This is a genomic window from Paraburkholderia polaris (assembly GCF_012927345.1).
Classification (GTDB): domain Bacteria; phylum Pseudomonadota; class Gammaproteobacteria; order Burkholderiales; family Burkholderiaceae; genus Paraburkholderia; species Paraburkholderia polaris.
Genome location: NZ_JABBGJ010000008.1, coordinates 213,729 through 224,027, shown reverse-complemented (window position 1 = coordinate 224,027; position 10,299 = coordinate 213,729). Strand labels below are relative to the sequence as shown.

Genomic DNA, 10,299 nt, shown 5'->3' with positions numbered 1-10,299 from the left:
CTGCGCGAGCGCGCGCCGGAACTGCAAGTGGACGGCGAAATGCACGGCGACCTCGCGCTCGACGCGAATCTGCGCCGCGAAGTGCTGCCCGACTCGACGCTCGAAGGCGACGCGAACCTGCTGGTGCTGCCGAACATCGACGCGGCCAACATCTCGTACAACCTGCTGAAGACCGCGGCGGGCAACAACATCGCGATTGGTCCGATGCTGCTCGGCGCGGCCAAGCCGGTGCATGTGCTGACGGCTTCGGCCACGGTTCGCCGCATCGTCAACATGACGGCGCTGCTGGTTGCAGACGTGATCGCTTCCCGCTGATCATTGATCGGGGACTGAAGCGTGGCGCCGTGACTAAAGCGCCATGCGAAAAAAAGGCGTGCCCGCAATGGGCACGCCTGTGGGTGAGCAGGGGATTGCCACCCTAAAAAGGCCGAATGCGTCCATTCGGCCCTGAGAAGCTGCAAGAGACGCAAGGCTCTTACCACGGGATGGGCGACGCAACGGGCATGCTGCCGGCTCAGGTCCACTCTGTTTGCTCCACCAAGTTAATTTTAGCTTGCACAGGCTAAATATTCTGTCAAAAGTCGTCAAAGCCTGTTCCGTGGCTCTTTCCCGCGCGATTGGAAGCTTTTGCCTGTCCGGTGAACGTTGATTCTGTGGGGTTTTAGCGATACCCTTACGACTTTCATGGTCGTCAAACTCGTGATCTAACAGCGGGGAACCTTGATTCATGGCACGCAAGTGGCAACGCATTAAAGGCGTGCTGATCGGTGCTTTGACGCTCTGCGCTTTGTCTGGCTCCGTGCCTGGCGCGTTTGCGCGCGACTACACGGCAACCGCCGATACACAAGCACAGGTGCAGGGCACCATCGCGGCGGCGCAGTTGCCGCGCGAAGCGGTCAATACATTGAACTTGATTGCCGCGGGCGGGCCTTACCCGTATGAGAAGGACGGCATCGTATTCGGCAATCGCGAACGGTTGCTACCGCCGCATCGGCGCGGCTATTACCACGAATACACCGTTCCCACGCCTCGTTCACGAAATCGCGGGGCGCGTCGCATCGTCTGCGGAGGTCCGCTACAGCGGATCGACAACTGTTACTACTCGGACGACCATTACACCAGTTTTAATCGTATTGTTGAATGACATCGGGATGAACGGCATGAGCGACAACGTCTACGCGCACGACTCCGGAGTCGCGACGGATCTTTTCGCGGCTGGCGACGGCAACTTGTTCCAGCGCGTCATGCGGATGCGCGCCGGCGACCAGGGCCGGGATAACCAGAGCGAAGCCAGCACTGTGCTTTCATCGAACGAGGAGCCCATGAGTCTTTTCAAGACCGTACGACCGAACATCGTACAGTCGATCCGCGCGTTTCGCGTGCAGGATCTCGCTGACGAGGCCAATCAACTCGGCCAGCATTTTCTGTACGCGTACTGCGCGAACGCACAGTCCAAACAGGAAGTGCTGGAGACCATTGCTACGTCGTTCCTGTTTCCTAAGCATTTCGGCAAGAATTACGACGCGCTATACGATTGCCTGACCGATCTGGTCCATAAGGCGGGCGCTCAGCCCGGGTTCGTGATCGTGCTCGAGCAACTGCCGGTCGCGCAAAAGTTCGACAAGGAAGGGCGTGAGACGCTACTGGACGTGTTTCGCGAGGCGGCCGAGTTCTGGGCCGAGCGCAAGGTCGCGTTCCGGGTGTTTTATTCGTTTGCGTAAGGGATGCCCGAGTACTTTGCTTGAATGGATGCCTGAGCACGGCTTCCCGTTGCAAAAGAAAAACAAAGGCCCGCCAATTGGCGGGCCTTTGTTTTTGGCGCTCAAATCAGACGGTTGGCTCTTGGCTCTGAAGCCATCCGCTTCAATTGGCTTGGATCAAGGCTGGAGATAGCCTTACTCGCCTAGCTCTCATCTGCCGTTTCGCTGATTAAACTCAAGCTGGCCGGGCCGCCAAAAGGCGCCACACCTTGGCTTACCAGCCGCCCCAGCGGGCTGCCAACGCCGAGAGCACGGCGATGCCCGCGGTTTCCGTGCGCAACACTCGCGGACCGAGACCCACTGCGGTAAATCCGTGATCGGTCGCAGCGGCTTCTTCCGCCGCCGAAAAACCGCCTTCGGGGCCGACCAGCACAGTCACGCGCCCGAACGGTGGATTAACGGGCAGCGCGGAAAAACTGATGCTGGCGCGCGGCGACAGCAGAATGCGCATCTCGCCTTCTTCGGGTGTGCGAGGAAGCGCGCCGAGCCATGTGGCGATCTCACGCACCGGCATCACTTCCGGCAGGCGATTGCGCCCGCACTGTTCGCACGACGCCCGCACGATGCCCTGCCAGTGCACGTGCCGCCGCTGCGCGCGGTCGCCGGAAAGACGCACGACGCTGCGCGTGGTGGTCAGCGGCACGAAACACGATGCCCCGAGCTCGACTGCCTTCTCGATGAGCCAATCCATCTTGTCGCCGCCGGCAATGCCCTGCGCGAGGGTGAGGTGATACGGCGCTTCCACTTCGATATTGCGGAATTCGTGAATTCGCACCTTGGCCGAGCGGCGTTCGACCTCGACGAGTTCGGCGCTGTATTCGCCGCCTTCGCCGTTGAAAAGCACGATCGAATCGCCGGGCTGCAAACGCAGCACGAGGATGTGGCGCGTGACGTCATCGGGCAACTGCATGATGTCGTCGGGCTTGAGAGGCGTACCGACGAAGAAGCGAGGCATCAGAAAAATACTCATTGGTTCAGGAAAGGTGGCGAGCGAGCGCCCAACGGTAGCCGTCCAGATCTTCGACCTGGGCAAACCGGTCGCCCCAGAACTGATCCTGTGGCTCGCTCAGCGATTTTGCGCCGGCGGCTAGCGCCCGCGTGTAAACCGCGTCGACATCGTCGACATAGACATAAAACGATTGCGGCGCAATTGCGCCCGCGCTTTTGGGTGTTTTTGCCGCCGAGCCGAACGCGCCTTCCGGCGCGAACATCACGATCAACTGACCCTGATAGGTCATCTCGACATGCATGACGACACCGTCGTCCTGGACGCTGTCACGTACCTCGAAGCCGAAGGCCGCTTCGAAGAACGCGGTCGCGGCACGTGCGTCGCGCACCGTCAGATACGGGGTCAACCAGGGCACACCGGCTGGGCGGGAGGCGGTCATGGGGTTCTCCAGATCTATTGGGGTTGCGGGATGCATGCTGCGAGGCCAGGCGGTCGGCCGCGTATCGGTACACCGATAGCGCGCGCCGACCGAACCGTGCATTCTGCCCACGCGTTAGCTTGATGGCTTTAAGAATTGACTTAGTTTATCGCGCACGGACCGGGATGCCGAGAACAGTCCTGCGTGCAGGGCCGTGTCGTAATGCCTAAGCGAGTCGATTCGACGCGCGGCAAGGCGCCTGGCGAGTGCTTCGGCGGTGAGGGCGGCGGGGTCGAGCGTGTCGCTGGCGGTCGCCATCATCCAGAGCGAGCCGTAGAGCGGGATAAAGGTGTGCATCGTGCGCACGATGGCGAATGTGTTGCGCAGATCGCCGAGCAGGCGGGCGATGCGTTCGGCATGGAAGTACGGTGAGCCGAGATGCAGCGAGAGCACGGCAGTCGGGCTCATGACGCGCTTGAGCTGCATGTAGAAGCCCGGTGTGTACAGGCCCGCGGCGGGCGAGTCCGGCGGCGTCAGGTCGAAGACGACCAGATCAAACTGCGTCGCACCCGCACCCGCACCCGCACCCGCACCCGCACCCGCACCCGCAGCCGCAGCAGCCCCACCTGCAGCCGCACCTGCACCAACACCCGCACCCGCATCCGTAGCTTCACCCGCAGCCGCAGCCGCAGTGTGTGCCTGTGCCGCAGCCGGTCCCGCCGCACCAGCCGAATCTGATGCCATTGCGGCATCCATTGCTGCCTGGGCCGTCGTCGCATGGCTGGCCTCTGGTTGGGTAGCTCCCGCTTGGGTGGCCCCCGCACGGGCGGCTCCCGAATGGGCGAACTGCGCTTGGGCGACCCCCGCATGCGCGACCCCCGCATGCGCGACCCCCGCGACATAATGCGCAGCGTCGCCGATCACCAGCTCGACGCGCGGATCGTCGAAAGCGCCGCCCTGCACCTCGGGCAGATACTCGCGGGTCATGCGCACGACTTCGGCATCGAGCTCCGCCACCACGATCCGCTCGATGCTGGGGTGCCTCAGCAATTGCTGTGCGGCGCCGCCATCGCCGCCGCCCAGCACCAGCGCTGTTTTCGGCGAAGGATGCGCCAGCGCGGCCGGATGCACCATGCATTCGTGGTAGATGAATTCGTCGCCGGTCGAGGTCATCGGGCGGCCGTCGAGCGTAAACAGCCGGCCGAGCTGCGGCGTGTCCCATACCTCGATACGCTGGTAGGGCGAATCGACGCGCGCCAGCCGCCGCGCGTTCGGAAATCCGTAGACTGCGTCGGCGGTGGGTTGGAACAGCAGGGGAGCGCTCACGGATGGCGGGCTCCGTTCGGAGCGCGGTGGGTTCAGGTTGCCCAATTGTAAAGGGCAGAAGCGCCGCGCGGCCCCGCCGAGCGCGCCTCGCCACACTACCAGGAGGCTTCCCCAACGGGGCGCGGGTAACGTTCTGTTAGAATGTCACGCTTTCAGCCTTGTCCGTTTGCTCTGCCCGTTTCGCGTCTCCTGGCGCCGCACCGTGCGCCGAAGTGGACTGGCATTCGAGCATCCGGGCCTCAAGCGCGCACCGCTTTCTGACTCTGTCTCCGGACTCGACATGACGACCCCGTCTCCCGCACCCACCTCCCTGATGGCCAACGCAATTCGCGCGTTGTCCATGGACGCTGTTCAAAAAGCGAATTCCGGCCACCCCGGCATGCCGATGGGCATGGCCGAAATCGGCGTGGCTTTGTGGTCGCGCCATCTGCGCCACAATCCGAAGAACCCGCAGTGGGCCGATCGCGACCGTTTCATTCTGTCGAACGGCCACGGCTCGATGCTGCTGTACTCGTTGCTGCACCTGACCGGCTACGACCTGCCGATCGAAGAGCTGAAGAACTTCCGCCAGATGCATTCGAAGACGCCGGGTCACCCGGAATACGGCATCACGCCGGGCGTCGAAACGACCACCGGCCCGCTCGGTCAGGGTCTGGCGAACGCAGTCGGCATGGCGCTCGCCGAATCGCTGCTCGCTACCGAATTCAACAAGCCTGACGCCAAGATCGTCGACCACCACACGTATGTGTTCGTCGGTGACGGCTGCCTGATGGAAGGCATCTCGCACGAAGCCTGCTCGCTCGCGGGCGTCCTGAAGCTGAACAAGCTGATCGCGTTCTACGACGACAACGGCATCTCGATCGACGGTGAAGTGGTTCACTGGTTCCACGACGACACGCCGAAGCGCTTCGAAGCGTACGGCTGGAACGTGATCCCCAACGTGGTCGGCCATGACGTCGACGCGGTCGACGCCGCGATCAAGCAAGCCAAGCAATCCGACAAGCCGACGCTGATTTGCTGCAAGACCGTGATTGGCGAAGGTGCACCGACCAAGGCCGGCAGCCATGACTCGCACGGCGCGCCGCTCGGCGACAAGGAAATCGCGGCCACGCGCGAAGCGATCGGCTGGAAGTGGGAGCCGTTCGTGATTCCGCAGGAAGTCTATGCCGCATGGGATGCGACGGAAGCCGGCGCACGTAACGAGTCCGACTGGGACAAGGCGTTTGCAGCGTACGCAGCCAAATACCCGCAGGAAGCCGCTGAATTCAAGCGCCGTGACGCGAAGCAATTGCCCGCCGACTGGAAAGAAAAGGCCAAGGCCATCATCGCCGGTGCCAACGAACGCGCGGAAACCGTCGCTACGCGTAAGGCTTCGCAACAGGCAATCGAAGGTTTGTCGGCTGTGCTGCCGGAACTGCTCGGCGGCTCTGCCGACCTGACCGGCTCGAACCTGACCAACTGGAAGGCCGCCAAGCCGGTGCGTGTGAACGCTGAAGGCAAGGCTGCAGGCAACTACGTGAACTACGGCGTGCGCGAATTCGGCATGAGCGCTGCGATCAACGGCATCGCGCTGCATGGCGGCTTCAAGGCTTTCGGCGGCACGTTCCTGACGTTCTCGGACTACAGCCGCAACGCATTGCGCGTCGCCGCGCTGATGAAAGCGCCGTCGATCTTCGTGTTCACGCACGACTCGATCGGTCTGGGCGAAGACGGCCCGACGCACCAGTCGATCGAACATGTCGCAAGCCTGCGTCTGATTCCGAACCTACAAGTGTGGCGCCCGGCTGATACGGTCGAAACGGCGGTGGCCTGGACCCACGCGGTCGAACACCACGGCCCGTCGTGCCTGATCTTCAGCCGTCAGAACCTGCCGTTCTCGGAGCGTACTGACGCGCAGATCGCAAACATCGAGAAGGGCGGTTACGTGCTGCGTGACTGGAATGACGAGATCGTCGCGCGCAAGGTCATCCTGATCGCCACCGGTTCGGAAATCGAACTGGCGTTGAACGCTGTTGAGCCGCTGGCTCGCGAAGGCATCGCGGCACGTGTCGTGTCGATGCCGTCGACCACCGTGTTCGACAAGCAGGACGCCGAATACCGCGAACGCGTCTTGCCGCAAGGCGTGCGCCGTGTCGCGATCGAAGCGGGTGTCACGGATTTCTGGCGCAAGTATGTGGGTCTGGAAGGCGGCGTGGTCGGCATCGACACGTTCGGCGAATCGGCCCCGGCTGGCGTGCTGTTCAAGCATTTCGGCTTCACCGTCGAGCACGTGGTAGAGACGGCAAAAGCCGCACTCGGCTGATTTGCATTCGAGGTTTGCCGCGCGCACCCCACGCGCGGCAATTCCGGCAAATCAGACCAACATGGACGATTTTTTTTCAGCCATCAGGAGATAGACCATGACGATTCGCGTCGCAATCAACGGCTACGGCCGGATCGGCCGCAACACGCTGCGCGCCTTCTATGAAAACGGCAAGAAGCACGATATCGAAATCGTCGCCATCAACGATCTTGGCGATGCCAAGACCAACGCTCACCTGACGCAATACGACACGGCGCACGGCAAGTTCCCGGGCGAAGTGTCGGTGGACGGCGACTACCTGGTCGTCAACGGCGACAAGATCCGCGTGCTGGCTAACCGCAATCCGGCAGAACTGCCGTGGGGCGAGTTGAACGTCGACGTCGTGCTGGAATGCACGGGCTTTTTCACGACCAAGGAAAAGGCGAGCGCGCACATCAAGGGCGGCGCAAAGAAGGTCATCATTTCGGCGCCGGGCGGTAAGGACGTCGACGCAACGATCGTCTACGGCGTGAACCACCACGTGCTGAAGGCATCGGACACGGTGATCTCGAACGCATCGTGCACGACCAACTGCCTGGCACCGCTCGTCAAGCCGCTGAACGACAAGATCGGCCTGGTGAACGGCCTGATGACGACGATTCATGCTTACACGAACGATCAGGTTCTGACGGACGTGTACCACGAAGACCTGCGCCGCGCGCGCTCGGCCACGCACAGCCAGATCCCGACCAAGACCGGCGCTGCATCGGCAGTTGGCTTGGTGCTGCCGGAACTGAACGGCAAGCTGGACGGCTACGCGATTCGCGTCCCGACGATCAACGTGTCGGTCGTCGACCTGTCGTTCATCGCCGCGCGCGACACGACGGTCGAGGAAGTCAACGCGATCATGAAGGAAGCATCGGAAGGCGCGCTGAAGGGCATCCTCGGTTACAACGAGGCGCCGTTGGTGTCGATCGACTTCAACCACAACCCGGCTTCGTCGACGTTCGACGCAACGCTGACCAAGGTGTCGGGCCGTCTGGTGAAGGTATCGAGCTGGTACGACAACGAGTGGGGCTTCTCGAACCGCATGCTGGACACGGCTGTGGCGCTGGCCAACGCGAAGTAAGCTGTTTGCTTTGTATGCCCTGCGGCCTGCGCGGCCAACAGGGCAGAAAGACAAAAACCGCTCCTCGGAGCGGTTTTTTTACGCCTGCGGCGTCGGGAAATAGACGCCCGCGCGTTGCGCGGCGTTCGAGATATGGGTTTCGATCTCCTTACCGGCCGCGGCGGAATCGCGCGCCTTGAGCGCGTCGAGAATCGCCCGGTGCTCGGTGTACGTGGACAGCACCAGTTCGCGCCGGTAGAACGGCATCCGCTGGCTTTCCTTCATGATTTCCGCGGCGCTGCTCAGAATCGACTCGATCGCCGCGTTGCCGGCAATGCTCACGATGCGCATGTGGAAGTCGTAGTCGAGGCGGGCGGCTTCGTCGAGTTCGTCGCAGGCGAGCGCCGTCTGCATGGCCGCGATGTTGTCTTCGAACCAGGCGAGGTCAGAATCGCTGACAGCTAGCGCCGCCATGCGCGCGATAAAGCCTTCCAGCGCGAAACGCATCTGGTAGGTATCCGGCAGCGACGACTGCTCCGCGAAACGCCATGATTGCGCGGCCGTGGCCTGCGCGCTTTCCACATAAACGCCCTTGCCGGGGCGGATCATGAGCAGGCCGAGCGCTTCGAGTGTCGAGAGCGCCTCGCGCAGTGATGCGCGGCTGATCGCCAGTTCTTCGGAAAGCTGACGCTGCGCCGGCAGCAAGCTGCCCACCGGATAGACGCCCGCTTCGATCCGTTCGCGGATGGTCGCGATGGCGGCATCAGTGACGGTATGCGGAACGTTTTTCATCGTGGCTCACTTGGGTGCGCGGTCTGACCAGCATTGTAGTACGCGTTCTGAACGCTCGTACGACGAGCCGTTCAGCATACAAACTCCGGCCCCTAAACCGTTAAAAAACAGCGGGTAAACGCTATTTAATGAATCCTTGACGCCAGTATATCGGCTTCCTACTATTCGACATAACAGCACTGGTCGGACCAGTCTGAACAGATGTGAATCGTAACCAGGAGGAAGCCGTGTTGAAATTCTTCAATTCACTGTTTGGCCGGGTCGTCATAGCGCTGGTGGCGGGTATCGTGATCGGCGCCGTGTTCCCTCATTTTGCCCAGTCGTTGCGCCCGCTCGGCGACGGCTTTCTCAAGCTGATCAAGATGGTGATCGGCCCGATCGTCTTCTGCGTCGTGGTGAGCGGCATGGCGCATGCCGGCGACCTGCGCAAAGTGGGGCGCGTCGGCCTCAAGTCGGTGATCTACTTCGAGATCATGACGACGATTGCGCTCGTGATCGGCGCGGTGCTGGCCTACGCAACGCGGCCTGGCGTCGGCATGAACATCAACCTGCATTCGCTCGACCCCGCTTCGCTGTCGACCTACACGGAACACGCGAAGAGCCTGAAGGACACGGCCGGCTTTCTGCTGAAGATCATCCCCGACACGGCGATCAACGCATTCGCGACGGGCGACATCCTGCAAATTCTCGTGTTTTCGGTGCTGTTCGGCTCGGCGCTCTCGCTGCTCGGCAATAAAGCGCAACGCGTCAGCAGCCTGATCGACGAGCTCTCGCAGGTGTTCTTCCGCGTGATGGGTTTCATCATCAAGCTCGCGCCGCTTGGCGTGCTCGGCGCGATCGCGTTCACGACCGGCACCTATGGCGTCGAGTCGCTCAAACAACTTGGCATGCTGGTGCTGGTGTTCTACGCGAGCTGTTTCGTGTTCGTCGCGGTCGTGCTCGGCATCGTGATGCGTCTGGCCGGCTTCAGCATCTTCAAGCTGATCCGCTATCTGCGTGAAGAGCTGTCGATCGTGCTCGGTACGGCTTCTTCAGATGCCGTGCTGCCGCAGATTATGCGCAAGCTCGAATGGATGGGCGTCAAGGATTCGACCGTCGGTCTGGTGATTCCGACTGGCTACTCCTTCAATCTCGATGGCTTCTCCATCTATCTGACGCTCGCGGTGATCTTCATCGCGCAGGCCACCAATACGCCGCTGTCGATCCACGATCTGATCGTGGTGGTGCTGGTATCGCTGGTGACGTCAAAGGGTGCGCACGGCATTCCCGGCTCGGCAATCGTGATTCTGGCGGCGACGCTGTCCGCGATTCCGGCGATCCCCGTGCTCGGCCTCGTGCTGATTCTGCCGGTCGACTGGTTCGTCGGTATTGCCCGTGCGCTGACCAACCTGATCGGCAACTGCGTGGCAACGGTGGTGGTCGCCGTGTGGGAAAACGATATCGACCGGGCACGTGCTCATCGCGTGCTGAACCGTGACGCGGCGCTGCGCTACGTGCCCGCAGGCGAAGACGCAGGCGCCGAGCCCACCGCCGGCGAACATGTACCGGCGGTCTGACCAGGTGCGACCACGTTGCACTCTGGCCAGATTCATCTCTATTCATCAGCGCGCCAATACAGCGCGCGTTCTGCCCCGGCGGATGCTCTGACTCCGCCGGCTCTCCCTC

The 10,299-nt window shown here is 62.1% G+C and carries 10 protein-coding genes; 6 read left to right on the top strand and 4 right to left on the bottom strand.

The features are described 5' to 3' along the window. From HHL24_RS09820 to HHL24_RS09810, 3 genes are all read left to right on the top strand, one after another. Nucleotides 1-315 (top strand): phosphate acyltransferase (locus tag HHL24_RS09820; RefSeq protein WP_268966703.1); only part of this gene is annotated, 315 nt, incomplete at its 5' end. A 412-nt stretch (nt 316-727) separates the two neighbouring features. Then, nucleotides 728-1,144, top strand: a complete 417-nt coding sequence (locus HHL24_RS09815) for a ribonuclease (RefSeq protein WP_169485302.1) — start codon at nt 728-730, stop codon at nt 1,142-1,144. Between the two features lie 16 nt (nt 1,145-1,160). Then, a complete protein-coding gene (locus tag HHL24_RS09810) occupies nt 1,161-1,721 on the top strand; it encodes a barstar family protein (RefSeq protein ID WP_115783446.1) in 561 nt (186 codons plus the stop codon). A gap of 253 nt (nt 1,722-1,974) precedes the next feature. Here the strand turns inward: HHL24_RS09810 and HHL24_RS09805 are convergent, their stop codons facing one another. The 3 genes from HHL24_RS09805 to HHL24_RS43905 form a co-directional block, all read right to left on the bottom strand. Then, a complete protein-coding gene (locus HHL24_RS09805) occupies nt 1,975-2,715 on the bottom strand; it encodes a 16S rRNA (uracil(1498)-N(3))-methyltransferase (RefSeq protein ID WP_169485301.1) in 741 nt (246 codons plus the stop codon). Between the two features lie 19 nt (nt 2,716-2,734). Continuing rightward, nucleotides 2,735-3,148 carry a VOC family protein gene (locus tag HHL24_RS09800; RefSeq protein ID WP_054034519.1) on the bottom strand — a complete coding sequence of 138 codons (414 nt, stop codon included), beginning with the start codon at nt 3,146-3,148 and terminating at the stop codon, nt 2,735-2,737. 114 nt (nt 3,149-3,262) lie between these two features. Continuing rightward, nucleotides 3,263-4,453: a spermine/spermidine synthase domain-containing protein gene (locus HHL24_RS43905; RefSeq protein ID WP_329606605.1), complete on the bottom strand. Its 1,191-nt coding sequence runs from the start codon at nt 4,451-4,453 to the stop codon at nt 3,263-3,265. A 280-nt stretch (nt 4,454-4,733) separates the two neighbouring features. Between HHL24_RS43905 and tkt the strand changes: the two genes are divergently transcribed. Together tkt and gap are read left to right on the top strand one after the other, a co-directional pair. Continuing rightward, nucleotides 4,734-6,755, top strand: a complete 2,022-nt coding sequence (tkt, locus tag HHL24_RS09785) for a transketolase (protein ID WP_169485300.1) — start codon at nt 4,734-4,736, stop codon at nt 6,753-6,755. 97 nt (nt 6,756-6,852) lie between these two features. Then, nucleotides 6,853-7,863 carry a type I glyceraldehyde-3-phosphate dehydrogenase gene (gene gap, locus HHL24_RS09780; protein WP_169485299.1) on the top strand — a complete coding sequence of 337 codons (1,011 nt, stop codon included), beginning with the start codon at nt 6,853-6,855 and terminating at the stop codon, nt 7,861-7,863. A 78-nt stretch (nt 7,864-7,941) separates the two neighbouring features. Here the strand turns inward: gap and HHL24_RS09775 are convergent, their stop codons facing one another. Further along, a complete protein-coding gene (locus HHL24_RS09775) occupies nt 7,942-8,634 on the bottom strand; it encodes a FadR/GntR family transcriptional regulator (protein ID WP_169485298.1) in 693 nt (230 codons plus the stop codon). 227 nt (nt 8,635-8,861) lie between these two features. Between HHL24_RS09775 and HHL24_RS09770 the strand changes: the two genes are divergently transcribed. After that, nucleotides 8,862-10,190: a C4-dicarboxylate transporter DctA gene (locus HHL24_RS09770; RefSeq protein ID WP_169485297.1), complete on the top strand. Its 1,329-nt coding sequence runs from the start codon at nt 8,862-8,864 to the stop codon at nt 10,188-10,190. Nucleotides 10,191-10,299 lie beyond the last annotated feature (109 nt).

Excerpts from the sequence above, each read along its gene's own strand:
- HHL24_RS09810 (WP_115783446.1), top strand. The coding sequence starts at position 1,161 with ATGAGCGACAACGTCTACGCGCACGACTCCGGAGTCGCGACGGATCTT.
- HHL24_RS09775 (WP_169485298.1), bottom strand. The coding sequence starts at position 8,634 with ATGAAAAACGTTCCGCATACCGTCACTGATGCCGCCATCGCGACCATC.
- gap (WP_169485299.1), top strand. The coding sequence starts at position 6,853 with ATGACGATTCGCGTCGCAATCAACGGCTACGGCCGGATCGGCCGCAAC.
- tkt (WP_169485300.1), top strand. The coding sequence starts at position 4,734 with ATGACGACCCCGTCTCCCGCACCCACCTCCCTGATGGCCAACGCAATT.
- HHL24_RS09805 (WP_169485301.1), bottom strand. The coding sequence starts at position 2,715 with ATGCCTCGCTTCTTCGTCGGTACGCCTCTCAAGCCCGACGACATCATG.
- HHL24_RS09815 (WP_169485302.1), top strand. The coding sequence starts at position 728 with ATGGCACGCAAGTGGCAACGCATTAAAGGCGTGCTGATCGGTGCTTTG.
- HHL24_RS09800 (WP_054034519.1), bottom strand. The coding sequence starts at position 3,148 with ATGACCGCCTCCCGCCCAGCCGGTGTGCCCTGGTTGACCCCGTATCTG.